We start from the raw sequence: 24,526 nt of genomic DNA on the forward strand, positions 1-24,526 counted from the left end.
TCGCGGCTGATCGTGCCGCCGAGAGACTCGAACGCCCTCGACGCCTGTTCCTCGCGCATTTCGCCGAACCCCACCAGAATGGCGCGGCTGGGCTGCCCGATGAACGTCTCGCGCGTGTTGCGCCGGAGCAGGCACCCTTGCGTGATGAACCGGATGCTGACGAGATCCGCCTCGTATTTCGGGACGATCCGGTAGCCCTCGCTCGCCCGGGTGTGCCACAGGCAGAGAAGCTCTTTTCTGGCGCCGGCAATCTCCATGCTCCCGGCCATCGCCTCAAGCCGGATCGGCGGCCAATTGGACTCGTTCAACTGCTCGATCTGCCGCGCACCCTCGATGCGATGAGCAAAGTAGGGTTGCTCGTGTGGTTCGGTTCGATTGTCCGTTGCAAGTGTCCTCTTGACGACTCTCGATGGCGACGGAGCCTCATGCCCGGTCGCGCCGAGGTCGGTCACGTCATTTCGTCCAGTGCCAAGACGGTCCTGCCCGCGAGATGGCTTGCCGTGAAGATGCCGCCGGGATGGCGGATGCGGACGGCGCCTGCATTCTCGGCCGTCAGGGCGAGTTGAACGAGTTGGCCGTCACGCCATTCCAGGTCGACCAGAAGGCCGCCGCGCACGCGCACGCCGCAGAAGTGTCCGTGTGCCCAGCGGTCGGGAAGGGCAGGGAGAAGGCGGATCTCGCCGGGCCTGGACTGGACGAGCATCTCGAGTATCCCGGCCGCGCCGCCGAAATTGCCGTCGATCTGGAAGGGGGGATGCGCGTCGAAGAGGTTCGGATAGGTTCGCTCGGGCGATAGAAGCAGCTCCAGAACTTCGTGAGCGCGGTCCGCGCGTGCGAGCCGTGCCCAGAGGTTCAGGCGCCAGCCGATGCCCCAGCCCGTCGCGTCGTCGCCACGCCGCTCCAGCGAGACGGCCGCCGCTGCCGCGAGTTCGGGTGTTTCCAGCAAGTCGATCTGCAGACTCGGATACAAGGCGTAGAGATGGGAGACGTGACGATGCTGCGGCTCCGGCGCCTCCATGTCCCAGTCCTCCAGCCATTCCTGCAACTGGCCGGCTTTACCGATCCGGTCGTCGGGCAGGCGTTCGCGGGCAAGCGCCACCGCGCGACGCCAGTCCGCCTCGATGCCGAGCCGCTCGGAGGCATCGATCGCAGCCGCGAAGAGATCGCGCAAAAGCTGGCTGTCCATGGCCGGCCCTGCGCAGAGCGTCGAGCCGAAGGGATGCGAGTTTTCCGGTGAGAGCGACGGGCAGGTCACGAGCCGATCGGTGCCGGGCAGTTCTATGAGCGTGTCGAGGGTGAAGTCGACCGCGCCCTTGATGAGCGGGAAGATGCGCTCCAGCAGGGCGCGGCTCGGCTGGAAGCGCCAGTGATCGTACAGTTGGGCGCAGAGCCAGACACCGCCCATCGGCCACAGGCCCCATGGCGGCCCGTCGATCGGCCCGGTGGCACGCCAGAGATCGGTGTTGTGATGAAGCACCCAGCCGCTCGCGCCATAATGTGCCTTCGCCATGGCGCGCCCGGTTTCGGTCACGTCCTCGACGAGTTCGATCAAAGGCAGGAACGTTTCCGACAGGTTGGCGGGGTCGGACAGCCAGTAGTTCATCTGGAGATTGATGTTGACCGTGTATTTGCTGTTCCACGGCGGCAGGATCTCGTCGTTCCAGATGCCCTGCAGATTGGCGGGCTGGGTGCCCGGCCGCGAACTCGTGATGGCGAGATAGCGACCGAACCGAACGTAGAGCGCGGCGAGATCGGGATCGTCGCCGCTGGCGAACTCGGCGATGCGCCGATCCGTCGGGATCTGCGTCCGGTCGGGGCCGTCGAGCGAGAGGGACAGGCTGCGGTAGAGCCGGCGATGGTCGGCCAGATGGTCGGCCAGAAGCGTTTCGTAGGGAATGGCTGCCACCTCGTCGAGCCGACGCTGCGTCTCGGCCTCCGGGTCGCCGCCGACGTCGTCGTATCGGCGAAAGCTCGTTCCTGCGTCGATGAGAAGGGTCACCGCATCCGCCTCGCGCACTCGGATCGCCTCTGGGCCCCGGTCGAACAGTCCGCCCTCAGGCAGAACGCGCGCCCGGAATGCGAAGCGCAGCCTGCCGGCGATGCCGTTCTGGGTGCGGTTGCGGCCGAGATATCCGATCGTGTCGTCGCAACGCTCCTCGGCCGCGCCGTTCTGCGGGCTGCTCATCAGAACCGACAATGACAGGGCGCCGGGCTTGGACACCGTCATCCGGCAGACGATGACGTCGTGCACGGCCGTTGCGAATGTGTCGCGATGGAAGCGGACGCCCCGGCACTCGTACCCGGTGGTCGCGATCCCGGTGTCGAGATCGAGCGAGCGACGGTAGTCGCTCGTGGTCAGGTCATGGTTGAATGACAGATGCAGGTCGCCGATCGGCTGATACGAGGTCTGGAGGTCGGGCGAGGCCATGACCTTCTCGTAGGCGAGGCGCTCGGCCTCCGCATAGCGCCCTTCGAGAATCAGCGCCTGGACCCGCCCGATGTTCGCTCCGGCCTCGGGATTGATCGGCTGGTACGGTCCGCCGTTGTAGAACGTGCTCTCGTTGATCTGGAAGCGCTCGCTCCAGGCGCCGCCGAACACCATGGCACCGAGGCGCCCGTTGCCGACGGGAAGGGCTTCGGTCCAGACGGCGGCCGGGCGTTCGTACCAGAGTTCGTCAGTCGTCATGGATGTCGGTCTTTCGCAGGGACATGGAAAACCGGTCGACGCGGCGCGGCCGGTCGAGGGTTCGATCAAAATGGTCGCGGGCGGCAACGACTGGTTGGAGGCGGCTTGAGTCACCGTCTCGTCGCAGCTGAATTCAGCGGATACGCCGTTCCGTTTCGGGATCGAAGAGAAGCGCCTTATCGGAAGCGAAGGCGGTGACGACCGGGCTGCCGGCCCGGATCGTGCGATCGCTCCCGAGATCGAGCGTCAGCGGTTCGCCGTCTCCCTCGCCGAGGCGCACATAGGCGAAGGCGCTGCCGCCGAGATTCTCGACGGCGTCCGCGACCACCCGGACGGACACGTCGCCCGCTGGCGAGAAGGCTTCCGGCCGCAGGCCGAGCACGACCGGCTTGCCGGGCTCGAGACGGGCGTCGATCCGCACCGCGACCGGCGGCGTCTCGAGATCGCGCAGCACGACGCGGACCCCACCCTCGACGCGGGCATCGACGCGCCCGTGCAGAAGGTTCATCCGCGGCGAGCCGATGAAGCCGGCCACGAACATGTTGTCGGGATCGTCGTAGAGGTCCATCGGCGTTCCCGTCTGTTCCACGCGCCCGGCGCGCATGACTACGATCCGGTCGGCCAGCGTCATCGCCTCGACCTGGTCGTGCGTGACGTAGATCATCGTCGCGTCGAGGGTCTTGTGGAGGCTTGCGATCTCCAGCCGCATCTGGACGCGAAGCTCCGCATCGAGATTGGACAAGGGCTCGTCGAAGAGGAAGACGTTCGGATCGCGCACGATGGCCCGGCCGATGGCGACGCGCTGGCGCTGGCCGCCGGACAGCGCGGCGGGCTTGCGAGCGAGAAGCGCCTCGATGCGCAGCCGTGCCGCGGTCCGCGCGACCTTGGCCGCGATCTCCTCCCGCTTCATGCCCGCCATGCGCAGGGGAAAGCCGATGTTGTCGCGCACCGTCAGATGCGGATAGAGCGCGTAGTTCTGGAACACCATGGCGACGCCGCGCTCCGTCGGCGAGGCCTCGTTGACCCGGCGCCCGCCGATCCGCACCTCGCCGCGCGAGATGCTTTCCAGCCCGGCGATCATGCGCAGGAGCGTCGACTTCCCGCAGCCGGACGGACCGACGAACACCGTCAGCAGGCCTTCGTCGAGGTGAAGATCGAGGCCCTCGATGACCTTGGCCGAGCCATACGTCTTGTCGATGCCGCGAAGCTCAATACCGGTCATGACCGAACCTTTCGGCGGGCGAAGCTGGAAGGGGCCGGCGGGTGGAGCCGCGCAGGATGATGTTGCACTCGATCGTGCGGGACCGGATGTCCGGCACCTCGCCGTCGCCGAGACGCGTGGCGACGTAGCCGGCGATCGCCTCCGCGATCAGCGGAAGCGGCTGGGCGACGGCGGTGATGCCGTCGTCGTAGAGGCGGAAGAGGTCGACGTCGTCGAAGCTGACGATGGCGATGTCCTGGGGCGTGCGCAGTCCGTGCTCGCGCAGCCACTCGAGCACGCCGGTCGTCATGCGGTAGTTGGAGGAGAAGATCGCGGTCGGCGGATCCGAAAGGGCCATGAAGCCCTGGAGCGCGTTGTACCCGGCCTCGGTCTTCCAGTCGCCGACGAAGACGTAGGCCGGATCGATCGGGATGTCATGACGGCGCAAGGCCTCCTCGTAGCCCAACCGCCGCTCGACGCCGGTCGAGTCCTTCGGATCCCCCGTCACGAGCGCGATCTTGCGATGGCCGACATCGACGAGATGCCCCACCGCCCGGCTGCTTGCCTTGACGTTGTCGACGAAGACCCGGTCGAGTCGTTCGCCGCGCACGTCGTTGTTGTAGACGACGACAGGAATGCCCTCGTCGTGGAAGGCCGACAGGATGCCTTGCGAGTTGGGCAGGCCCGCCATGACCAGCGCGTCGACGCGCTGCTCCACCAGGAAGTCCAGGGACTGTCGCAGCAGCGAGCCGTCGGTTGCGTGGGAATAGGTCAGAAGCTTCTGCCCGCTCTGGCGCAGGATCTGCGCTAGGTGGTTCAGAAGCGCCGAGTGATACTCGTCGAAGTCCGGCGCCATGAAGCCGACGAGGCCGGTGCGCTCGCCCTTCATGGCTGCGGCCAGCGCGCTGCGGCGGAAGCCGAGCGCCTCGACGGCCCGCTCGATCTCCGCGCGCTTGCCCGCGCGCACGTCCTGCCCGTTGAGATAGCGCGACACGGTCCCGACCGCGACGCCCGCCTGGCGCGCGACGTCGTGGATCGTCGGACGCTTGCGCCGTTCCAGATCCTCGCTCATTCCTTGCCTCCGGACCGATTGCGCGCGTCCATCGCGAAGAAGCGCTGGAAGATGATGAAGGCCAGAAGCGGAGCCGCGATCGTGACGATGGCGGCGACGGCCTGCTGGTCAAGATTGGGCTCGAACGATCCGGCGATGCGGGCGAGAAGCACCGTCAGCGGCAGGTCGCTGCGCAGATAGAGCATCGGCAGCAGCATCGAGTTCCAGCTCCAGAGGAACTGCAGGATGCCGATCGCCGCGATCGGCGTCATCGCGTTCGGCAGAACCACATGCCGGAAGGTCGAGATCGGCGAGCAGCCGTCGATGCGCGACGCCTCGATCAGCTCCTTGGGAAAGTCGGCGAGGAAGTTCTTCACCAGGAAGACCGACCAGGCGAAGGACAGTCCGACATAGGGGATCACCACCGACCAGATGTTGTCGATCATCCCGAGATCGCGCCAGAGCGTGAAGAGCGGAATGACGACGACCTGCTGGGGGAGAACGAAGGAGTTGACGACGACGACGAGGAGAACGCGCCGGCCCGGAAAGGCCAGGAACTGGAAGGCGTAGGCCGCAGCCGGGGCAAGAAGCATGGTGAGGAGCGTGGCGAGACCCGTCAGCGAGAGTGACGTCCAGAAGGCCGAGGCCAGCGGATATGTCGTCCAGACCGACCGCCATGCGTCGAGCGTCAACGTCACCTCGCCGAGGCTCCACCAGCCGCCGGCGGCGATCTCGCCGGGTGGACGCAGCGACGTCATGACGAGGCCGACGAGCGGCACGATCCAGGCGAAGGCGACGAGGCCGACGAGAAGGGGGATCCAGGCGGGCGTGCGGCCGATCATGTCGCCTCCGCCGTGCGCTGGCGCAGGAGCGGAACGGACACGAGGAACACGGCGACGAGCAGCACCACTGTGGCTGCGGCGCCGTAGCCCAATTTGAACTGGAGCATGGACTCTCGATACATGAAGTAGCCGACGGTCTCGGTCGTGCGCGCCGGACCGCCGCCCGTCAGCACGAAAATCATGTCGAAGGCGCGCAGACTGTTCAGGAGATTGATGAACACGGCGACCGTCAGGCCTGGCAGCGACAACGGTACGAGGATGTGACGAATGAGGGAGAGCGGCCGGGCGCCATCGACATGGGCCGCTTCGAAGATGGTCTTCGGGATCGTGCGCACGGCGGCGAAGCACGTCATGAGGGGCAGGCCGACCTGCGTCCAGGCATAGGCGACGACGATGCCGGCCAGCGCGGTGGACGTGTCGCCGAGCCAAGCATGCTGCAAGGCGCCGAGCCCGATGGCACCGAGAATCGCGTTGAGGAGGCCGCCTTCGTCCGGTCGGTAGATGCCGAGCCAGATGAACCCGCTGACCGCTTCCGCGATGCCGTAGGCGCTGAAGATCATCAGGCGGAAGGGAGACGTCGCGCGGGGGGCGAAGGCGCAGAGGATCGCCAGACCCCAACCGATGCCGACCGACAGCGCCGTCGTCGCCAGGGTCCAGATCAGGGTGGCAATGAGCGCTGAGCGGAAGCTCGGATCGGCGGCCAGCGTCGCGTAGTTGCGAAGGCCGATCCAGCGGGGCACGCCGAGACCCCGCGCGTCGTAGAAGGACAGGCGGATCGTCTCCGCGAGAGGGTAGACGACCGAACAGGCGAAGAGCAGGAGCATGGGGACGAGAAGGACGAGGGCAGCGCCCCCGTCCGACCGATACCAGCGCCTTCCGGCGCCGGCCTGCGCCAGCCCCGGCGCGCGCGACGGCGTAGCGGTGGACATTATGGGAGGCTCGCCGCTTTGGCTTCGAGAGCCTGCGTCACCGCGTCGATATTGGCGTCGCTCCTGTCCTGCAGAAAGCGCTGGAGCTGCACGCGGTACTCGTCGGCGAGTTCGCCCGGCAGCGTGTCGCCAAGGACGAACGTCGCGTCGGACCCGGCGACGAAGGCGTTCGAGGCCTGGATCGCGGGTGGATAGATCGAGGGATCGACGAGCTTGGAAGGAGAGGCCAGGCCGCTTTCGGCCAGGATCGTCGCGGCCTCTTTGCCGATCATGAAGTCTAGGAAGGCGTCCGCCGCCTCGGGATTGCCGCCGCTGGCGAGGGAGACCAACTCCTTGCTGTCGATGCTGGCGGCATCGTCGTGGCCGAGGCCCATGGCCGGAAACTGGAACAGGCCGAAGTCGGTCTCGCCGTTCAGCTTGTAGGTCTCCTCGGCGCGGCTGCTGATCCACATGCCGAGCTGCACATAGGCGCTGCTGCGCCGTTGAAGAACCTGATCGGCCGCATTGTCCCAATCGGTGCTCAACATCGTCGCCGGCTCGGCGCAGCAGCCTGCGTCGATGAGCTCGCGCCACTTGCGCAGGGCCGCCTTGACGCGGTCGTCGGTCCAGGCGACCTCGTGCCGGGCGAGGGCGCGCGCGAACTCCGTTCCCTGCATGCGCAGGATTAGCGTCTCGAAGATCTCGGCATGCGCCCAGAACTTGGCGGGAACGGCGAGGGGCGTGACGCCCTTCTCGCGCAGCTTCGCAAAGCTCGCGATCCAGGCGTTCCAATCCTTAGGCGGTGCTTCGATGCCGGCATCCGTCAAGGTCTGCTTGCGGTACCAGATGCCGGAACGGTCGCCATAGGTGTAGGTCAGCCCGTACAGCTTGCCGTCGATCGAGCCGAGCGTGCGCCAGGCGGAATCGAGCGTCTCGCCCCAGCCTTTCGCCTCGTAGGTCTCGTCGAGCGGGCGCAGCAGGCCCGCGTCGGCCAGTTCTGCGCGGAAGGTCGGCCACGTGTTGACGAGGAGGTCGGCGCTTTCGCCGCCCATGAGGGACGTCCGCACGCTGCCCCGCGCATCGCCCGACCACGTCACCACGACCTCGCGAACGGTCACGTCCGGATAGGCCTTCACGAAGGCGGCCTCGATCCGCTTGAAGCTCTCGGCCTCGGACCCCGTCAGCCATTGCAGGACCACAAGCTCACCGGACGGCGCGGCCGATGCCGATCCGCCTGCGCAGCTTGTTGCCACCAGCGCGAGCAAAACGCTTCTGGCAAAGCCTGCTTGCGAGCGAGACACCGAAAACGAAACATCAAAATTCATGAAGGCCGCCTCCCAGTCGGCAAGACAGCTTCCATCTAAATTGAACCGATGTCAACTAAGATGACTCTGCTCTATTCGACATGTTGAGGTCAAGCGCCCCTGAACTGACCTTTTGCCCTGGCTGACGTTCGATCCCTTGCGGATCACGCTTCTCTTCGGGATCGACCCAGTCGGGCCCTCCCATGATGGGATCGGAATGAGCGAGGCGGCTCGATCTGTTGCGCGGGCTCCGTTGCATATGTGGAACGGCCCGGTTTGCAAGGTGACCGTCGCGTCAATCTCCGTCGGACGGTGCAGTCACATGTCCGGCCTGTGAGCGCGGTCCTGGACCGTTGGCCACGATGAGATCCGCCATTTCGTTCGCCTCAATCAAACTGTCGCGCTCGAAGGCGCATTGCAACGGACGGTCTGATCGACATCGAGGTGTCGCCCCTCGGGGTCATCACGCTTGGGCATCTTGCCTGGCTCCTCCCGGCGCCGAAGTGCCGAGAAGCTCTTTGTTCCTACGCAGCGGCCATCGGCGGGCAAACGGCCTTGCCGCGGCATCGAGCCGCTCGCAGAAGGTCTGCCGATGGCAAGCCGAATTGCGACAGGTGAAACGGCGGAGCCGAAGGCGCAACTGGACCGGCCTGCCTTGCCAAGGAAGATCCGCAAGCGTTCGATCGTATCGACCATGGCATGCGGTCGACGGCGTTCCGCAGATCGGACAAGCCACTGGACCAGGCTTCATACGACCGCAGATGACGACGCATTCAGGTTTGTTGACGACCTCGCACACGTGGATCGCGTCTGGAACGAGGGGAAGAAGGCGGCGGGACATCGCAGAATCTCGGGTTCATTGCCAATCCCGCGATATGTCGCCCGCACCCAAAATGGCCCATCAACTTCACACAGTTTGCGGGAGAACCAAAATTCAGTCGGCATTGACACCTGTCCGGCCCAAGGGAGCCACTCCAGGGGCCTGCCTACGTCTCGATGCTGAGTGATCTGCTCGACGACAAGTTGGGCGCCTCCTTGCCGCCGGCGGCCGTCTCGATGTTCCGCGTCATGCTTGACCTCCTCGCCGATCTCGACGAGCGCATCACCGTTCTCGACAAGGAGATCGCCCGGCGCTCCCGCGAGGATGAAGCCGCGCGCCGGTTGATGACCATTCCGGGGATCGGGCCGATCACCGCGACGGCTCTGACGGCCCTGGCACCAGCAGCCGAGACATTCGCCAAAGGGCGCGACTTCGCCGCCTGGCTCGGACTGACGCCGTCGCAGCACTCGACGGGCGGCAAGCAGAAGCTCGGCGCGACTTCGAAGATGGGCGAGCGAACGCTGCGGCGCCTTCTCATCATCGGAGCCAGCGCGGTGATCCTTCAGGCCACGCGGCGCGGGACGGCGAAGGGGATCGTGGCTCGAACAAATGCTGGCACGCAAGCCGCGCATGCTGGTGACGGTGGCGCTGGCCAACAAGATGGCGCGAATCGTCTGGGCCCTTCTGACGAAGGGCGGAACTTACCGAGCTCCGATGGCGGCCGAGGCGTAAGCCGAGGTCGTCGTCAGAGGCCGTCGGGACGCGAGGTCGGTCGAAGGAGGGTATGGCACAACGCTCAGTGAGACGGGGCCGGAAGAACCAGTGGTTTCCACCGTGCCAGCGAGCACGCCGTGGGTGTTTTGGTTCCGGTCCGCGAACTCCCATACGGGCCCGCAGCGACACGCTGCGTCAGAGGCCGGACAGATGGCAGCATCCGACAACGTGCCAACCCGACAGAAACCGCTTGCGTCCAAGGGGGCGTCCACAGATGGAAACCGGACGGTCCACTTTGGATCGTAGGCTTACTTAAGCAGACATCCCTTGTGTCGATCATTGACGTCGTCATGTGCTGCCGCGTAAGCAGGGTGCGACGGTTTCCCCGCGGCGACGAGCCCGGGGGATTAAAAGGGAACACGGTGAGGACGACCCAATCGGGGCCGAAACCGTGGCTGCCCCCGCAACTGTAAGCGGATGCCGATCATCCCCGTGACGCTTCTTGGAGCGTCTCGGCGGGCCGCCGGGTCGCCCCGGCGCCATGCCACTGCGAGAGCCCCCGGGCCGTCGTGGGAAGGCAGATGATCGGTGCGACCTCCGCGAGCCAGGAGACCTGCCGTCAAGCGATCGATCCATTGTCTCGAGCGGGGATGCTCGGAAAGGATGCCCATGACGGCTCTTCGTAGGCACAACCGTGCCGAACCCTTTTCCTTGTCGCCACCCTGCCGGGATCGCGCGCGGCCCTGAGGCTCGCCCGAACGATCCGTCGCGCGCTCGCAGCCGAAGACCCGCCTCCGCGCGGCCTCCGAGGCTCGTCCGCTCACGCACGCTCCCTTTCCCGCACGCTCCCTTCAAGGATACCTTCCATGATCCATGCCCGCATTCCGTCCGCCGTCGCCGGCGCATTCGCGCTCGCGCTGTCCTCCGGCTCGGCGCTCGCCGCACCGACGCAATATCCGCTGACGATGGAGAATTGCGGCACGACACTGACCTTCGCCAAGGCGCCGGAGCGCACCGTCTCGATCGGCCAGTCGACGACCGAGGTCCTCTATCTCCTCGGCCTGTCGAATAGAGTGGCGGGCACCGCCCTCTGGGTCGGCCCCGTGCTGAAGGGCTACGAGGAGGCCAACGCCAAGGTGAAGCGCCTCGCCGACAACGATCCGAGCTTCGAGAGCGTCGTCGCCGAGCGTCCCGATCTCGTCACGACGCAGTTCCAGTGGCAGGTCGGGCCGGAGGGCGTCGTCGCGACGCCCGAGCAGTTCGGGGAGCTCGGCATTCCCGTCTACACCTCGCCCGCCGACTGCATCGGCAAGGACAATTCGAGCGGCGGCGACGGCGTGCGCACCGCGAGCTTCTCCATGGACCTCGTCTACCAGGAGGTCATGGACCTCGCCCGGATCTACGACGTCGAGGACCGCGGGCGGGAGGTCGTCGCCGAGCTGAAGGCTCGCGAGACGGCGGCGAAGGCGAAGATCGCCGGCCTGACGGGCGAGGTCTCGGCCGTGTTCTGGTTCTCCTCGGCCGAACTCGACATCGATCCTTACGTCGCCGGGCGGAGCGGAGCGCCGGGCGCGATCCTGTCGACGCTCGGCGTCAGGAACGTCATCGACAGCCAGGAGGAATGGCCGACGGTCGGCTGGGAGACGATCGCGCGGGCCGATCCGACCGTCATCGTCGCGGGCCGGATGGACCGACGCCGCTTCCCCGCCGACGACATCGCCGTGAAGCTGAAGTTCCTGCACGAGGACCCGGTCGCCAGCCTGATGCCGGCGGTGAAAGAGAACCGGATCGTCGAGATGGATGCGCAGGCGATGAACCCGACGATCCGCACGATCGAGGGCATCGAGGTCCTCGCCGATGCGCTCCAGAAGGCCGGCCTCGCCAAGTGAACGGCACCGCCGCCGTTTCCGCCCGCATCCTCGGCGTCACGGCGGCGACGCTGACGCTTCTTCTCGCCGCGCTGGTCTTCGGCGCGGCGGTGGGGGAAACGCGCATCCCGTTCGAAACGGTCGCGCGGACCGTCGCCAACCGCCTGTGGGACGCCGGCTACGCGCTCGACCCGATCGACGCCGGCATCGTCTGGAACTACCGCCTGTCGCGGGCGGTGGTGGCGGCCGCCTGCGGGGCGGCGCTGGCGGTGTCGGGCGTGGTGCTCCAATCGCTCCTGCGCAACGCGCTGGCCGACCCCTATCTCCTCGGCATCTCGGCAGGGGCATCGAGCGGCGCGGTGTCGGTCGCGATCCTCGGCTTCGGCGGCGGAATGCTGTCTCTGTCCGCAGGCGCGCTTCTCGGGGCGGTCGTCGCCTTCGGGTTCGTCGCGGCGCTTGCGGTCCTCGCCGGTCGCGGGCCAGTCGCGATCATCCTCGCGGGCATCGCCGGGTCGCAGCTCTTCAACGCCCTGACCTCGCTCATTGTCACCAAGTCCGCCAATGCCGAGCAGGCGCGGGGCATCATGTTCTGGCTGCTCGGCAATCTCTCCGGCGTGCGCTGGCCGGACGTCTGGCTCGCCGTGCCGATCGCCGCGGGCGGTCTCGTCGTCTGCCTTCTCCACGCTCGCGCGCTCGACGCCTTCGCCTTCGGGCCGGATGCGGCGGCCTCGCTCGGCGTGCCCGTCCGTCGCGTGCGCGTGGTCCTCATCGGCGCCACCGCCCTGATGACGGCCGTCATGGTCTCGATCGTCGGCTCGATCGGCTTCGTCGGACTCGTCATCCCGCATGCGGCGCGGCTCGTGGTCGGCGTGCGCCACGGCGCGCTCCTGCCTGCATCCGCCCTCATCGGCGCGCTGTTCATGATCGGCGCCGACGTCTTGTCGCGAACGGTGATCCCAGGCCAGGTCCTGCCGATCGGGGTGATGACCGCGCTCGTCGGCGCGCCGGCCTTCGCCCTTATCCTCATCCGCCGCCCGGTGACGCGATGAGAATGGCGGCGATGGATCTCACTTTCAAAGCGGGCGGACGTCCCATCGTCGATCGCGTTTCGCTCGACGTGCATCCGGGCGAGTTCCTGGCGCTGGTCGGTCCGAACGGGTCGGGCAAGACGACGCTGATCTCGATGCTGGCGGGCCTGAAGCGGCCCCATGCCGGAACGACGGCGCTCGACGGCAGGCCGGTCGAGGGCATCGCGCGGCGCGATCTGGCCAAGATGCTCGCGCTCGTCGAGCAGCAGGCCGGGACCGGCGAGCGCCTGACGGCCCGCCATGTGGTCGAGCTCGGACGCACGCCGCATCTGAGGCCCCTGTCGCCTTTGTCGCAGACGGATCATGCGATCGTCGCGGCGGCGCTCGACGCCGTCGACATGACGCCCTTCACTGAGCGGCTATGGCCGTCGCTCTCCGGAGGCGAGCGCCAGCGGCTTCACATCGCCCGCGCCCTTGCGCAGGAACCGCGGATCCTGATCCTCGACGAGCCGACGAACCATCTCGACGTCGAGCACCAGCTCGGCCTTCTCGCGCTGGTGCGCTCGCGCGGCATCACGGTCGTGGCGGCGCTGCACGATCTCAACCATGCCGCCATGTTCGCCGACCGCATCGCCGTCATGGATCACGGCCGTCTCGTCGCACTCGGTGCCCCGGCGAAGGTCCTGACACCGGAACGGATCGCCGAGACCTTCAAGGTCCGCGCCTTCGTCGAAGCGTCGCCGAACGGGCGTTGCCTCATCCGCTACGCCGTCCCCGCGACCAGACCCAAGGATCCAATCCATGAGGCTTCGTAGCGCGTTGATCGCCCTCGTCCTCATGTCGGCGCCGGGCGCTGTCTTGGCGGAGACCGTGGAGGTGAGGATGCTGAACCGCGGCACGAACGGCTCCGTGGTGTTCGAGCCTGATTATGTCGAGTTCGCGCCCGGCGACACGCTTCAGTTTCGCGTCGGACACCGCAGCCACAACGCGGCTTTCATCGAAGGCATGGCACCCGACGGGTTCGAGGGCTTCAAGGGGCAGATCGACGAGGAGATCGCCGTCACGCTCGACCGTCCCGGCTTCTACGGCATCAAGTGCTCACCCCATCTCGGCATGGGCATGGTGACGCTGGTGAAGGTTGGTGAGGCGACGGCGCCTGACGTGTTTATCGACGACGCCCTTCCGGCACGCGTTAGGAAGCGGTTCGGCGAAATCGGCGCGGGGGCAGGCCTGACGCGTCTTGCTCCTTGACGGACGCGGTCCCTCCGCAGGGCAACTTCGATCTCAAGGAGGAGATCCATCGCTGGAACCCTTCTCAGCGTCGCGGGGATCGTCACCTCAGCAAGGGCGGTTTTCGGGCAGGCGAGCATGAGCGTGTCCTACGAACTCGACGCCATCGCTGCGGCCGTCATCGGTGGCGGGAGGTGTGGGCCGCATCAAGGGAACAGTGGATTGGCGTCCTCATCCTCGGCGTGATGACCTTCTGCTTTACGTTTCTCCGGATCGACGCCTCCTATCAGGAGATCGTGAAAAGGATGATCATCGTAGCGGCCATCGTGATCGACCAGCATTGCCAGCGCAAGCGGGCGCGAGGTGAGGCAAGCGCTTTCGGTCGAGACATCCCGTCATGTCAATCAAGGCAACCGACAGTGCCCGTACCGAGCCAAGATTGTGATGGCAATGTAGGGTGGTAAGGCGACAGTCCGCTTCTGGACGAGCTTGGCGGTAAGCTGCCAGCGGGATCGTAGCGAGCTATCCCACAAATGGCGAGGTTTAGGGAAAGCGATAGGGTGCCATTAGCGTGCGGCACATCATGCTTCCCGGATGTACGGGTATTTTGAAGTCGATCTTGCTCGCCGAGTATCTGTCTCTTCCGTAACAGGCAGCAAAAAACCCACTTTCACCACTAGTCGTCAGCGATCCAAAAAGAAAAATGCTTCGTCTTGCTTATTACTTCAAGCCGCTTACGATCGTGACCTTAATGGATCGATTGCACTCTGTCCGGCGGGTCGAAACATGATTGTATATGTCATAATTATTCGGTAACGCTTCGAGCATAGCGAACCGCGATCGGAGAACTTGACATGTGGAATTGTTCTAATTTACTGGCAGCGTCCTGTATGATGCTTGTGACCCTCACCGCCGCAACCGCGCAGAATCGAACCATTCCAGTAAACGACGATCGCGGCGTCAGCGTCGAGGCGCCGGCGGACCCGCAGCGGATCGCCGCCATCTCCTATCTCGCCGTCGATGTCGGGTTGGCGCTCGGGGTCGAGCCGGAGCGCTTCGCCGTCACCTACATGACCAAGGGCCGCGATCCGGACTTCCTGCTCGGCCTGACGAAGGACATGGCGCCGCTCGGCCAGCGCGCCAAGCCCAATCTCGAACTCCTGACAGAGTTCAAGCCCGACCTGATCGTCGCGATGAAGCGCTACTCGATCGGCAACGCACCGGCCTTCGAGGCGGTCGCGCCCTATCTCGCCTACAATATCGAGCGCTACGACGAGAGCTTCCGGGAGGTGGCCGAGCTCGCAAAGGCCTTCGGCCAACCGGAGCGCGGCGAGGCGCTGAACGCCGCCTTCAAGCAGCACCTCGCCGAGACCGTGGCCCGCGTGCCGAAGGACACCCATCCGCGCTTCCAGATCATGTGGGCCGGCGACACGCCGTTCTCCTTCCACACCGAGAACACGGCGGCCTCGATCGTCGCGGCGCTCGGCGGCGACAACATCGTCGGCCCGATGACGCAAGGCGGGCGCTTCGGCATGGAGATGAGCCTTGAGGCGATGCTGGAGAAAGATCCCGAGGTCATCTTCGTCTACGACAGCGGGCCGGACCGCCCCCAGGAGAACAACCCGATCTGGGGCCAGCTTTCGGCCGTGAAGAACGGGCGCGTCCATTATGTCGGCGACCAATGGGTGGAGACCAATGGTCCGATCGCCAGGGAGATCGTGCTGCGCGAGGCGGCGCATTATCTCTACCCAGACACCTTCCCAGCCGTGGACGTCCGGGCGGAGGCCGCCAAGCTCGTTCCTCCCTCCCTCCTCAAATGACCGAACGGCGCCTCGTTGCGCCGACGCGCGCCGAGCTTCGGATGCCGTTTCTGGTCGCCGGCCTCCTCATCGTCGCGGCAGCCGCGATCCTGGGCGGGCTCACCATCGGTACCCGGACGCTGCCGCTCGACACCGCGCTCGGCGCGCTCGTCTCATCGGAAGGCCGCGTCGAGACGGTGCTTGTCTGGACCCTGCGCCTGCCGCGAAGCCTTGCGGCCTTCATGTCGGGCGCGGGGCTCGCGCTGGCGGGCTATCTCCTTCAGACGGTGACGCGCAACCCACTCGCCGGTCCCGGCCTGACTGGCGTTACGGCGGGGGCGGTGACGCCGATCGTCGCCTGCTTCGTGTTCCTGCCGTCCCTGTCCTCCGTCTGGTATCCGATCGTCGGGTTCGTCGGCGGCTTGGTCGCAGCCGCCGTGACCTTCTCGGTCGCCGCCGGACGGATGGCGAGCCCGCTGCACCTGGCGCTCGGGGGTATCAGCGTGTCGCTGTTCCTGAACGCCGTGACGACCTACTGCCTGCTCGTCAGCGGCCCGCAGGTTCCCTCGCTTCTGTTCTGGCTGTCCGGCGGATTGCAGGGCCGGTCCTGGCCGGAGGTCGCGGCCATGGCGCCCTGGGTGGCTATCGGGCTCTGCGGCGCCTTCGCCGCGCGGCGCGTCGTCGGTCTCCTCGCCCTCAGCGATCATGCCGCCGCCGGCATGGGTCTGCACCTCGCCCGCTGGCGGCCGGTTCTCCTGGCTCTCGCCGTTCTGCCGGTCGCAGGCGTCGTACCGGTCGCCGGACCGATCGCCTTCGTCGGCCTCGCCTCGCCGCACATCGCGCGGCTGCTTCGCCCGCCCGGACCCGGATGGACCATGGCGCTGGCGGTGGCGATCGGCGGCTTGACGGTGGTCGTCGCCGACCTCCTCGCCCGAAGCCTTGCGGCCCCGCGGGAGCTACCGATCGGGATCATGACGGCCCTCCTCGGCGGCCCAGTCTTCCTTTACCTCGTCCAGCGCCCAGACGGCTTCGCCGCCAAGGTGGGACGATGAGGCCGGCGAACGATCCCGCCGCCAACCGGCGGGCGCCCGCTTGGCTGCTTCCGGTCTTCCTCGCTCTCGCCGTGACGGCACCCCTCCTCGCCGTCCTGTTCGGCGTTGCCGACCTGCCGGTGTCCGATGTCGCGGCAGTGCTGACCGGGCACGGCGATCCCGAAGCCCGCTCGATCATCCTCGACATCCGCTTGCCTCGCATCGTGACGGGCATGATGGCGGGCGTGCATTTCGCGGTGGCGGGGCTGCTGCTCCAGACGGTCACCCGCAATCCTTTGGCCGATCCCTCGCTCATCGGCGTCTCGCAAGGTGCGACCCTTGCCGTCACCCTGTTCCTCATGATCGCCGTCTACAGCCACGATCCGGGCTCCAACACCGTGGTCGACATGCCGACGGCCTGGATGCCCGCGGTCGGAACGCTCGGCGGACTCGCCGCGGGCGGCGTCATCTACCTCATGGCCTTTCGCCTCGAGCTCGGCCCCTTGCGGCTGACGCTCTGCGGCATCGCCGTCGGCGCCCTTCTCCAGTCCCTGGCGCTCGGGCTCGTGGCGGGCTGGGGTTCGACGCGCGTGGAGGTCCTGCTCGAATGGCTGTCTGGCAGTCTCTATGCGCGGCGCTGGGAGCACGCCCTTTTCCTCGCCCCCTTCACCCTGGCGGGCCTCGCCATCCTGCCGCTCATTCGACGCCCGGTCGAGCTGCTGCGCTTCGACGGCGTCGTCGCCCGCTCGTTCGGGCTGTCGTATCGCCGGCAGTTCTCACTCGTCCTCGTCCTGTCCTGCACCCTTGCCGCAAGCGCCGTCGGCGTCGTCGGCCCGATCGTCTTCGTCGGCCTGATCGTGCCCCATCTCGCCCGCGCACTGGCACGCGGCGAGAGCCGCCTGGTGCTGCCGCTGACGATCGCGCTCGGTGCGAGCGTCGTGACGCTCTGCGACCTCGTCGGCCGCCTCATCGGCCAGGCCGACGAGATCCCGATCGGCGTCGTCACCGCGATCTGCGGCGTCCCCGTTCTGATCGTCCTCCTGCGTCGAACCCCTTGAGGCCGCCCATGCCGCTCGCAGCTTCCGATCTCACCGTCCGCTACGGCCCGCGAACCGCCCTCAGCGGCTTCGGCCTCCAGCTCGAGCCCGGCGAGGTGCGGGCGCTGATCGGCCCGAACGGGTCGGGCAAGAGCACGGCGCTGCAGGCGCTGGCAGGCCTCGTCCGCCCGGCTTCCGGTCGAACGGAGATCGACGGGCGCCCCGTCACCGCCATGAGCCGGCGCGAGGTGGCACGTCATCTCGCCTTCCTGCCGCAGCAGCCCGTCGCCCCCGACGAGATGACGGTCGGCCAGCTCGTGCGCCAGGGACGCTTCGCCCATGTCGGCCTGTTCCGCGCCTACGGGCCGCAGGATGAGGCGGCGATCGCCTGGGCGCTGGACTGCACGGGCCTCTCGAACTTCGCCGAGCGGCGGCTGATCGCCCTGTCCGGCGGCGAGCGCCAGCGCGCCTGGATCTCCGCCGCGCTGGCGCAGGAAGCGCGCATCCTCCTCCTCGACGAGCCGACCTCCTTTCTCGACATCGGCTATCAGGTCGAGGTTCTCGATCTCGTGCATCGCCTGAGCCGGGAGCGCGGGGTCGCGGTGATCATGGCCATTCACGACCTGAATCAGGCTCTGTCGATCGCCGATAGAATAAGCGTTCTCAAAGGCGGCATCTGTGTCTTTGATGGCGAGCCGGATGCGCTCGCGGCCAGCGGCCTGATCGAGCGCGTGTTCCGCGTCCGCGGGCGCTTCGTCGACATCGCCCCCGGCGCGCCGCCGCATTTCGACGTCGACCTCTTGCGGCGCCGCGGTCTCGCATCGACGCCCGCGCAAGGAGCTCAAGCCGCCGGAACGCCATCGCTTTCCCCTTGAGCGGCGGTGAACCGGCGAAGCTCGGCTGTGAAGCGCACCCACAGGAGCAGGCTCGTCGCACCGAAGCCGAGGCAGAGGCCGAACCACACGCCATAGGCGCCCCAAGCGGCGGTGTGGGCGCACAGCGCCATGGCCGGAATGCCGATCAGCCAATAGCCGATCAGCGTGTTCCACAGCCCCGCTTTTGTGTTGCCGAGGCCCCGCAGGAGCCCGACGCAGATGTTCTGCGAACCCTTGAAAAGTTGGTGCGCGATGGCGAACCAAAGGAGCACGGAGGCCATCGCCAGAACCGCTCCGTCCTCCTGGCCGCCGAGGAACGCACCGAGAACCACGTGCGGCGCGAGGACGTAGACGAGGCCGATCGCTCCCATGAGCGCGAGGCTGATCGCCAAAGCCTGATGCGCGATCGGGCCGATCTCGTCCGTCTCGCCCCGGCCGAGAGCGCGGCTGACGAGGATCGAGGTGCCCTGCGACAAGCCGATGTTCACCTGGTAGACGATATAGGCGAGCTGATTGACCACGTTAGACGCTGCCAGCGCCACGGGACCGAAGGTGCCCATGAACAGCGACGCGATCGAGGTGATGGCTGCCTCCGACCCGTAGGTCAGCGCGATCGGCGTGCCCATCCTCGCGATCCGCGCGACCGTCGCCCGTCTGGCGCGCCATCCGTCGAGCACCATAAGCTCGCGCAGCGTCGCATCTCGCCGGATCATGCGAAAGTAGACAAGGAAGGTCCAGACCTGGACCAGCGTTGTGGACAGGCCGATGCCGGCAAGGCCGAGCCTGGGAAGCCCGAGCCAACCGTAGATGAAGACCGCGTTGAGCAGCGCGTTGACGCCGATCGAGACCAGCGTCACGACGAGCAGCGAGCCGGGCCTGCGCATTCCCACAGCGAACTGGCGCAGGACGTTCATCCACACCATCGGCAGCAGCCCCGGCGCGAGCGTCAGCATGATGGGCTGCGCCAGCGCGACCACCGCCGGATCCTGCCCGAGGAGCGGCAGAACATGCCCGAGCGCGACAAGGAACCCGCCCGCCGCAACGCCGACGAGGGTCGCGATCAGGAGCGCCGCGCGGACGAGATCGCGGACTTCCTCGCGCCCCTCGTCGTCGATCCCGACTGAACCGGTCCGCTTTTCGGCACGGCCGACGGCGCCGGCGACGAGATTGCCGACGCCAGTGACCATGCCGACGCACATCGTCCGGAGCTGGTTGTAGAGAAGCAGCCCAAGGCCGCCCGCAGCGACCGCCCCGACGCCGATCAGCCCCATCATCATCAGATCGACCGTCGTCAGCGCCACCTGCGCGAACTGGATACCGGCGATCGGCGCCGAAAGGCTGATGATCTCCCGGTAGCGGAGCGTGGCCCGCGACATCCCGGTCATGTTCCCGTCCGAGCGTGATCGATCATCGCGAGCCGCTGCGACTCCTCGAACGCTGCCAGGAGACGGTTCAGCCGCTGATGCGCTGGCTCGTTCAGGAGACCGCGCTCCAGGAGCCACGCATCGTCGTAGACGGTGTCGAGGTACTTTTCGCCCGCGTCGCAGACAAGCGCGACCATCGTGCTGCCCGGCTCCACGATCGCGAGGCGCTTCAGCGCGATGAAGATCGCAGCGCCCGCGGTGCCGCCGACGAGAAGTCCGGTCCGCCGGGCGATCACCCGGGCCGTTGTGAAGGCGTCCATGTCCGATACGGTCACGCCTTCGTCGATCAGGTCGTGCTCGACGTTCGGGCCAACCGTGAAGCCGGCGGGCGCGCCCGCGCCGGTCTGCCAGTACTTTCCGCCTGGGTTCCCGAAGATGATCGACCCTTTCGGCTCGACGCCGATGCTGGTGACGGCCGATCCGCGCTCGCGCAAGGCCTTGACGGTTCCGCACATGGTGCCGCCCGTCCCCACCGCGCCGATGAGATAGTCGACGTCGCTCGCGAGGTCATCGAGAAGCTCGCCGGCAAGGCTTGCATAGCCCGCATTGTTGTTCGGGTTGTGATGCTGGTCCGGCCAGAAGGCGCCCGTATCGCGCGAGATCTCGCCGGCAATCCGGCGCCGTTCCACGGTGCTCGGCCCCGTTCCGGTGCCCTCGACCATGACGAGGCGGGTTCCCATCGCCTCCCTCGCCCGAAGCTTGTCCTTCGAGGCGTGGCGGTCGACCACGGCCGTGAAGCGGTAGCCCCGTTCGATCGTGACGAGCGCGAGACCCGTCCCCGTGTTGCCCGACGTCGGCTCGACGATGTGTCCGCCGGGCTTCAGGGCGCCGGATCGCTTGGCAGCGAGGACCATCTCGCGGGCCATGCGCACCTTGGTCGATCCAGTTGGGTTGAACTGTTCGAGCTTGAGAAGCAGCCGGCTCCCCGTTCCGGTCCGGGTGAGTTCCATGAGCGGCGTGCGGCCGATGAGATCGGCGGCGCTCGCCGCCACGCGTTCCGTCTTCGAGGCTTCGGCGGTCATCGGTCGTCCCTCCTCCAGAGAAAGCGTCCGCCCTGTTGCGTCAGGACGATCTTGGGCGGCAGCGGCAGTTGGTGGAACTCGCTCTCGTTCTTGTCCATCTGGTAGCCGGCGGTGTTGGAATAGACGAGGAGGTCGCGGGCGCGGGGCGCTGCTGGAAACCCCACCTTGCGCCAAGTCAGGACGTCGTACTCCATGCAGCTTGAGCCGCCGATCGCTGCTTGCACCGGCGTCTGATCCCGCGACGGGCCGCGCTGGATCAGGATCGGGGACGGAAGATACTCGCTACCCTTCCACTGCTCGGACAGGCTCATGCTGAGGCCGGCAACGGTGACGATGCCGTGCTCATCGTTGCGCTTGAAGCCCAGCACCGGAAAGACGCTCATTCCCGCGCCGTCGAGCAACGCCCGGCCCGGCTCGAGGTACAGGTTGATCCCTGCCGCCAAGAGCATGGAGGCCAGGGACCGCCCGTCGAACTCCGTTCGCAGGATGGCATCGAGCATTGCGGCCCCGGTCGGCGCCTGGAAGTATGGTAGAAGCGCTCGAAGCGCTTGCCGGAATGGAATTGGGACGGATCGAGGCCATCCAGGAACGCGCGCCAGTCCGCCTCCTCCACGTAGGAGCAGGCGAAGCCGCCGCCGATCGAGATCGCTGAGACGGGAAAGCCGCGCTCGCGCGCCTCCATGCAGCGCTTCACCAGGGCAGCGGCGAATTCGGCGCGCGGCGCGACCGCATAGCCGTCGAGATGGAATGAGAAGCCCTCCATTGCGATCTGGTCCCGGCTTTCGTCGCAGCGGTCCAGCGCGGCCTGGAGATCGCGCTCGCAAAAGCCGAACCGACTGTGCGGGCTGTTCGGTGGAAGAACGCGCAGCAGGATCCTCAGCGACCGCTCGTCTCCTGCGATGGCGATGGCCCGGTCGAGCTCGTCGAGTGCGTCGATCGCCACCGTGCAGCCATGCCGGGAGGCGAGTCAAAGCAACTCGTCGCTCTTGGCCGCTCCCGTCACGCCGATATCCTCGCCCCGAATGCCGTTGGCAAGGCAATGGGCGAGTTCGGGCACGCTCGCGACGTCGACCGCTTCGCCGAGACGGGCGACCTCGCGCAGCCAGGCGCCCGCCTTGTTGGCCTTCTTGCCGAAGTAGACGCAGCCCGCGACGCCATGGTCGCGCAATGCGTTCTGGAACGAGCCGAGGTTCTCGGCGAACCGACCGGGATGGATCAGGTGGAACGGGCCCGAAACGGTGTGCGCGATGGCGTCGAGGAGTGCCTCGTCCTGCCGCGCCGCGCTGGCCCAAGGCGCCTCGCGAGCCTGAAGAACGGGGGGCATGTCCACAGTTCGATCCTCCGCCCGCGTCCTGCCGAGATCGCGCGGGTCGCCAGGGCATGGGCGACGGGGATGTCGGTGATGATCATGCCGCTCGAGAACGCGAAGACGCGCTCGTCCGACATCGTGCCTACCCGACAGAAACCGCTTGCGCCCAAGGGGGCGTCCACAGATGGAAAGCGGTCGTAGCCTGGGACAGCCGTCGATGTCAGCTTTCCCGGAAAGCGGATGGTTCGTCCCGACGGAAATAGGCGCCCGAAACCGGGCGGCCTTGCTCGGCACAGCGTCGTAGAAGGGATGCATGCTGTTCGACCTTCCCGACCAACCGACCCTCTATGCGGCCCTGCTGGCGCGTGACGAGCGCTACGACGGACAGGCCTTCGTCTGCGTGTCCTCGACCGGCGTCTTCTGCCGCCTGACCTGTCCGGCCCGCAAGCCGAAGCCCAAGAACTGCACCTTCTTCCCAACGATCGAGGACTGCATCGAAGCGGGGTATCGGGCCTGCAAAAGATGCCATCCCTTGCAGGCTGCCGCCTCGGCCGACCCGACCATCAGCGCCCTCCTGCATGCGCTGGACGAGCGGCCCGACCTGCGTTGGTCCGAAGACCACGTGGAACGTCTCGGCTACGACCTGTCCACGGTGCGTCGGAGCTTCCGGCGCCAGTTCGGCATGACCTTTCTTGAAATGGCGCGCCAGCGACGCCTTCGAGAGGGTTTCGAGACACTGGCGGGCGGCGGCAAGGTCATCGAGGCCCAGCAGGATGCGAGCTTCGAGTCCCCGAGCGCCTTCCGTGCCGCCTTCTCCCGGCTGCTGGGATGCGCGCCGGGGGACCTGCGGACTGACAGTCTTCTCAAGGCCACTTGGGTTCCTACACCGCTGGGCGACATGATCGCGGTCGGCAGCCGCCAGCACCTTCACCTCTTGGAGTTCGTGGACCGCAAGGGCCTGCCCGCAGAACTCAGACGCTTGCAGGCGGAAACGAAGGAGCCGGTCGGGATCGGTTCGACGCCACCGACCGAACAGGCGGCAACCGAACTCGCCACCTACTTTGCGGCCCGGTCCGATCGGTTCGAGACACCGCTGGCGCTGTCGGCGAGTGCCTTCACCCGTGAGGTCTGGGACGCGCTTCGCGAGATCCCCGCAGGCGAGACGCGGTCCTACGGCGAGATCGCCCGCCGAATCGGTCGCCCGAGCGCCACGCGGGCGGTGGCGCGGGCGAACGGCGCCAACCAGATCGCCCTCATGATCCCATGCCACCGGGTGATAGGGTCGGACGGTGCGCTGACCGGCTACGGCGGCGGTCTCTGGCGTAAGCAGCGCCTGATCGAGATCGAGCGCCAACTCAAGACCCTCAAGCAGGAGACCGTCCGTTGACCGCCATCATCGCCAAAGCAGACGAGTTCCGACATCTCCACGTCCGGAGCGAGCCGATCGTCCTTTACAACGTCTGGGACGCTGGCAGCGCCGCGGCGGTCGCGCGTTCGGGAGCGAAGGCGATCGCTACGGGAAGCTGGTCGGTCGCCGCGGCGCAGGGTTATGGCGACGGTGAGGAGATGCCGCTGGACGATGTCCTGACCCTGGTGGGACGGATCGTGCGCAGCGTGGACCTGCCCGTCACCGTGGACTTCGAGGGGGGCTACGCCGCCGATCCCGGTCTGGTCACCGTGAACGTCCGGCGACTGCTCGCGCTCGGCGCGGTCGGCCTGAACTTCGAGGACCAGGTCGTGAACGGTTCGGGACTGTATCCCGTTCGCGAGCAGGTCGAGCGACTAAAGGCAGTTCGGCGTGCCGCCGACGAGGCAGGCGTTCGCGCCTTCATCAATGCCAGGACCGACGTGTTCCTGAAGGCGGACCCTGGCAGCGACCACGCCGTCCTTCTGGACGAGGCTCTGTTGCGCGAGAAGGCCTATGCCGAGGCGGGAGCGGACGGGTTCTTCGTGCCCGGCCTCGTTGATCCGTCGCTCCTTCAAACGCTCTGCGAACGGGTAACGTTGCCGATCAACGTCATGGCGTCGGACGAGCCGGAGCGTGTCCGGGAGTTCGCGAGGCTCGGCGTCTCGAGGATCAGCCTGGGGCCTGCGCCGTACGTCGCCATGGCGGCCGAGTTGGAACGCCGTGCGGGGTCCGTCGCGGGTCATCCTTGAGGCAGACGTCACCGACGTCGGATGTCCGCTTCGCGTTCGGTAGCAGTCGGTAATGCCGAAGTCCGCAGCGTCTTGGAAGGGTCGAGGCCGTGTCAAAACTCGGTAGCTGATGGGCTCGATGAGGTGAACCGTATGCAGGTGTAAGACGACGGGGCAGCGTGCTCAGGTCCGGATGGCTTCGATGAGCTTTGCTGTGCCGAACAGGCGGGTCATACGCTTG

The 24,526-nt window shown here is 66.9% G+C and carries 23 protein-coding genes, 2 pseudogenes and 1 riboswitch; of the genes and pseudogenes, 12 read left to right on the plus strand and 13 right to left on the minus strand.

Annotated elements, in window-relative coordinates:
- From GGR04_RS22475 to GGR04_RS24655, 8 genes are all read right to left on the minus strand, one after another.
- On the minus strand, positions 1-452 hold a 452-nt coding region (locus GGR04_RS22475; RefSeq protein ID WP_183202673.1), incomplete at its 3' end, for a hypothetical protein.
- The gene (locus tag GGR04_RS22480) at positions 449-2,686 is read right to left on the minus strand and encodes a glycoside hydrolase family 95 protein (RefSeq protein ID WP_183202674.1); all 2,238 of its coding nucleotides are present in this window, start codon (positions 2,684-2,686) and stop codon (positions 449-451) included. The genes GGR04_RS22475 and GGR04_RS22480, both read right to left, overlap by 4 nt.
- Before the next feature lie 133 nt (positions 2,687-2,819).
- A complete protein-coding gene (locus GGR04_RS22485; RefSeq protein ID WP_183202676.1) occupies positions 2,820-3,908 on the minus strand; it encodes an ABC transporter ATP-binding protein in 1,089 nt (362 codons plus the stop codon).
- Positions 3,895-4,959 carry a LacI family DNA-binding transcriptional regulator gene (locus tag GGR04_RS22490; protein ID WP_183202678.1) on the minus strand — a complete coding sequence of 355 codons (1,065 nt, stop codon included), beginning with the start codon at positions 4,957-4,959 and terminating at the stop codon, positions 3,895-3,897. The genes GGR04_RS22485 and GGR04_RS22490 overlap by 14 nt, the downstream gene beginning before the upstream one ends.
- On the minus strand, positions 4,956-5,780 hold the full coding sequence (locus GGR04_RS22495) for a carbohydrate ABC transporter permease (protein ID WP_183202679.1): 825 nt from the start codon (positions 5,778-5,780) through the stop codon (positions 4,956-4,958). Before GGR04_RS22495 ends, GGR04_RS22490 begins: the two co-directional genes overlap by 4 nt.
- Positions 5,777-6,709, minus strand: coding sequence for a carbohydrate ABC transporter permease (locus GGR04_RS22500; RefSeq protein WP_246393561.1), 933 nt, complete (start codon positions 6,707-6,709; stop codon positions 5,777-5,779). Before GGR04_RS22500 ends, GGR04_RS22495 begins: the two co-directional genes overlap by 4 nt.
- A complete protein-coding gene (locus GGR04_RS22505) occupies positions 6,709-7,887 on the minus strand; it encodes an ABC transporter substrate-binding protein (RefSeq protein ID WP_312857510.1) in 1,179 nt (392 codons plus the stop codon). Before GGR04_RS22505 ends, GGR04_RS22500 begins: the two co-directional genes overlap by 1 nt.
- Before the next feature lie 568 nt (positions 7,888-8,455).
- Positions 8,456-8,833 (minus strand): transposase family protein, encoded by a 378-nt coding sequence (locus tag GGR04_RS24655; protein ID WP_183202684.1) that lies wholly within the window; start codon positions 8,831-8,833, stop codon positions 8,456-8,458.
- Between the two features lie 134 nt (positions 8,834-8,967).
- On the opposite strand from GGR04_RS24655, the pseudogene GGR04_RS22515 reads away from it, so the two are divergent.
- From GGR04_RS22515 to GGR04_RS22555, 10 genes and pseudogenes are all read left to right on the plus strand, one after another.
- Positions 8,968-9,544, plus strand: a pseudogene (locus tag GGR04_RS22515) (IS110 family RNA-guided transposase); the annotation flags it as partial.
- 342 nt (positions 9,545-9,886) lie between these two features.
- Positions 9,887-10,161, plus strand: a riboswitch (cobalamin riboswitch).
- A 231-nt stretch (positions 10,162-10,392) separates the two neighbouring features.
- The gene (locus tag GGR04_RS22520) at positions 10,393-11,415 is read left to right on the plus strand and encodes an ABC transporter substrate-binding protein (RefSeq protein ID WP_183202686.1); all 1,023 of its coding nucleotides are present in this window, start codon (positions 10,393-10,395) and stop codon (positions 11,413-11,415) included.
- Complete coding sequence (locus tag GGR04_RS22525) at positions 11,412-12,443, plus strand: FecCD family ABC transporter permease (protein WP_183202688.1); 1,032 nt, start codon at positions 11,412-11,414, stop codon at positions 12,441-12,443. The genes GGR04_RS22520 and GGR04_RS22525 overlap by 4 nt, the downstream gene beginning before the upstream one ends.
- On the plus strand, positions 12,440-13,237 hold the full coding sequence (locus GGR04_RS22530) for an ABC transporter ATP-binding protein (protein ID WP_183202690.1): 798 nt from the start codon (positions 12,440-12,442) through the stop codon (positions 13,235-13,237). The genes GGR04_RS22525 and GGR04_RS22530 overlap by 4 nt, the downstream gene beginning before the upstream one ends.
- Positions 13,224-13,673 (plus strand): pseudoazurin, encoded by a 450-nt coding sequence (locus GGR04_RS22535; protein WP_183202692.1) that lies wholly within the window; start codon positions 13,224-13,226, stop codon positions 13,671-13,673. The genes GGR04_RS22530 and GGR04_RS22535 overlap by 14 nt, the downstream gene beginning before the upstream one ends.
- Positions 13,674-13,721: 48 nt before the next feature.
- Positions 13,722-14,014, plus strand: a pseudogene (locus tag GGR04_RS24165) (ABC transporter permease subunit); the annotation flags it as partial.
- Between the two features lie 528 nt (positions 14,015-14,542).
- Positions 14,543-15,472 (plus strand): ABC transporter substrate-binding protein, encoded by a 930-nt coding sequence (locus GGR04_RS22540; protein ID WP_246393562.1) that lies wholly within the window; start codon positions 14,543-14,545, stop codon positions 15,470-15,472.
- A 41-nt stretch (positions 15,473-15,513) separates the two neighbouring features.
- A complete protein-coding gene (locus tag GGR04_RS22545) occupies positions 15,514-16,503 on the plus strand; it encodes a FecCD family ABC transporter permease (protein WP_246393564.1) in 990 nt (329 codons plus the stop codon).
- Positions 16,500-17,540, plus strand: a complete 1,041-nt coding sequence (locus GGR04_RS22550; RefSeq protein WP_183202697.1) for a FecCD family ABC transporter permease — start codon at positions 16,500-16,502, stop codon at positions 17,538-17,540. The genes GGR04_RS22545 and GGR04_RS22550 overlap by 4 nt, the downstream gene beginning before the upstream one ends.
- Positions 17,541-17,548: 8 nt before the next feature.
- Positions 17,549-18,394, plus strand: coding sequence for an ABC transporter ATP-binding protein (locus GGR04_RS22555; RefSeq protein ID WP_183202698.1), 846 nt, complete (start codon positions 17,549-17,551; stop codon positions 18,392-18,394).
- Here the strand turns inward: GGR04_RS22555 and GGR04_RS22560 are convergent.
- Genes GGR04_RS22560 through GGR04_RS23770 form a run of 5 tightly spaced genes read right to left on the minus strand, consistent with a single transcriptional unit; the run spans position 18,361 to position 22,164 of the window.
- Positions 18,361-19,779, minus strand: a complete 1,419-nt coding sequence (locus GGR04_RS22560) for an MATE family efflux transporter (RefSeq protein WP_246393566.1) — start codon at positions 19,777-19,779, stop codon at positions 18,361-18,363. The genes GGR04_RS22555 and GGR04_RS22560 overlap by 34 nt on opposite strands.
- Complete coding sequence (locus tag GGR04_RS22565) at positions 19,776-20,840, minus strand: PLP-dependent cysteine synthase family protein (protein WP_183202699.1); 1,065 nt, start codon at positions 20,838-20,840, stop codon at positions 19,776-19,778. The genes GGR04_RS22560 and GGR04_RS22565 overlap by 4 nt, the downstream gene beginning before the upstream one ends.
- Complete coding sequence (locus tag GGR04_RS23760; protein WP_210291939.1) at positions 20,837-21,223, minus strand: type III PLP-dependent enzyme domain-containing protein; 387 nt, start codon at positions 21,221-21,223, stop codon at positions 20,837-20,839. The genes GGR04_RS22565 and GGR04_RS23760 overlap by 4 nt, the downstream gene beginning before the upstream one ends.
- Positions 21,220-21,783, minus strand: a complete 564-nt coding sequence (locus GGR04_RS23765; protein ID WP_210291940.1) for a type III PLP-dependent enzyme domain-containing protein — start codon at positions 21,781-21,783, stop codon at positions 21,220-21,222. Before GGR04_RS23765 ends, GGR04_RS23760 begins: the two co-directional genes overlap by 4 nt.
- Before the next feature lie 24 nt (positions 21,784-21,807).
- Positions 21,808-22,164 (minus strand): type III PLP-dependent enzyme domain-containing protein, encoded by a 357-nt coding sequence (locus GGR04_RS23770; RefSeq protein WP_210291941.1) that lies wholly within the window; start codon positions 22,162-22,164, stop codon positions 21,808-21,810.
- Between the two features lie 298 nt (positions 22,165-22,462).
- Here GGR04_RS23770 and GGR04_RS22575 point away from each other — a divergent pair, with 298 nt between their 5' ends.
- Together GGR04_RS22575 and GGR04_RS22580 are read left to right on the plus strand one after the other, a co-directional pair.
- A complete protein-coding gene (locus tag GGR04_RS22575) occupies positions 22,463-23,536 on the plus strand; it encodes a bifunctional transcriptional activator/DNA repair enzyme AdaA (RefSeq protein WP_183202700.1) in 1,074 nt (357 codons plus the stop codon).
- Positions 23,533-24,306 (plus strand): isocitrate lyase/PEP mutase family protein, encoded by a 774-nt coding sequence (locus tag GGR04_RS22580; protein WP_183202701.1) that lies wholly within the window; start codon positions 23,533-23,535, stop codon positions 24,304-24,306. The genes GGR04_RS22575 and GGR04_RS22580 overlap by 4 nt, the downstream gene beginning before the upstream one ends.
- Positions 24,307-24,526: the final 220 nt, after the last annotated feature.

This window comes from Aureimonas pseudogalii (assembly GCF_014196835.1).
Classification (GTDB): domain Bacteria; phylum Pseudomonadota; class Alphaproteobacteria; order Rhizobiales; family Rhizobiaceae; genus Aureimonas; species Aureimonas pseudogalii.

Bases quoted from the DNA above. Each gene is read 5' to 3' on its own strand.
- GGR04_RS22540 (WP_246393562.1), top strand. From the start codon at position 14,543: ATGATGCTTGTGACCCTCACCGCCGCAACCGCGCAGAATCGAACCATT.
- GGR04_RS22500 (WP_246393561.1), bottom strand. From the start codon at position 6,709: ATGTCCACCGCTACGCCGTCGCGCGCGCCGGGGCTGGCGCAGGCCGGC.
- GGR04_RS22550 (WP_183202697.1), top strand. From the start codon at position 16,500: ATGAGGCCGGCGAACGATCCCGCCGCCAACCGGCGGGCGCCCGCTTGG.
- GGR04_RS22490 (WP_183202678.1), bottom strand. From the start codon at position 4,959: ATGAGCGAGGATCTGGAACGGCGCAAGCGTCCGACGATCCACGACGTC.
- GGR04_RS22560 (WP_246393566.1), bottom strand. From the start codon at position 19,779: ATGACCGGGATGTCGCGGGCCACGCTCCGCTACCGGGAGATCATCAGC.
- GGR04_RS22530 (WP_183202690.1), top strand. From the start codon at position 12,440: ATGAGAATGGCGGCGATGGATCTCACTTTCAAAGCGGGCGGACGTCCC.
- GGR04_RS22545 (WP_246393564.1), top strand. From the start codon at position 15,514: ATGCCGTTTCTGGTCGCCGGCCTCCTCATCGTCGCGGCAGCCGCGATC.
- GGR04_RS22480 (WP_183202674.1), bottom strand. From the start codon at position 2,686: ATGACGACTGACGAACTCTGGTACGAACGCCCGGCCGCCGTCTGGACC.
- GGR04_RS22565 (WP_183202699.1), bottom strand. From the start codon at position 20,840: ATGACCGCCGAAGCCTCGAAGACGGAACGCGTGGCGGCGAGCGCCGCC.
- GGR04_RS23760 (WP_210291939.1), bottom strand. From the start codon at position 21,223: ATGAGCGTCTTTCCGGTGCTGGGCTTCAAGCGCAACGATGAGCACGGC.
- GGR04_RS22575 (WP_183202700.1), top strand. From the start codon at position 22,463: ATGCTGTTCGACCTTCCCGACCAACCGACCCTCTATGCGGCCCTGCTG.
- GGR04_RS22535 (WP_183202692.1), top strand. From the start codon at position 13,224: ATGAGGCTTCGTAGCGCGTTGATCGCCCTCGTCCTCATGTCGGCGCCG.
- GGR04_RS22485 (WP_183202676.1), bottom strand. From the start codon at position 3,908: ATGACCGGTATTGAGCTTCGCGGCATCGACAAGACGTATGGCTCGGCC.
- GGR04_RS22495 (WP_183202679.1), bottom strand. From the start codon at position 5,780: ATGATCGGCCGCACGCCCGCCTGGATCCCCCTTCTCGTCGGCCTCGTC.
- GGR04_RS23770 (WP_210291941.1), bottom strand. From the start codon at position 22,164: ATGCCCCCCGTTCTTCAGGCTCGCGAGGCGCCTTGGGCCAGCGCGGCG.
- GGR04_RS22555 (WP_183202698.1), top strand. From the start codon at position 17,549: ATGCCGCTCGCAGCTTCCGATCTCACCGTCCGCTACGGCCCGCGAACC.
- GGR04_RS24655 (WP_183202684.1), bottom strand. From the start codon at position 8,833: ATGTCCCGCCGCCTTCTTCCCCTCGTTCCAGACGCGATCCACGTGTGC.
- GGR04_RS22520 (WP_183202686.1), top strand. From the start codon at position 10,393: ATGATCCATGCCCGCATTCCGTCCGCCGTCGCCGGCGCATTCGCGCTC.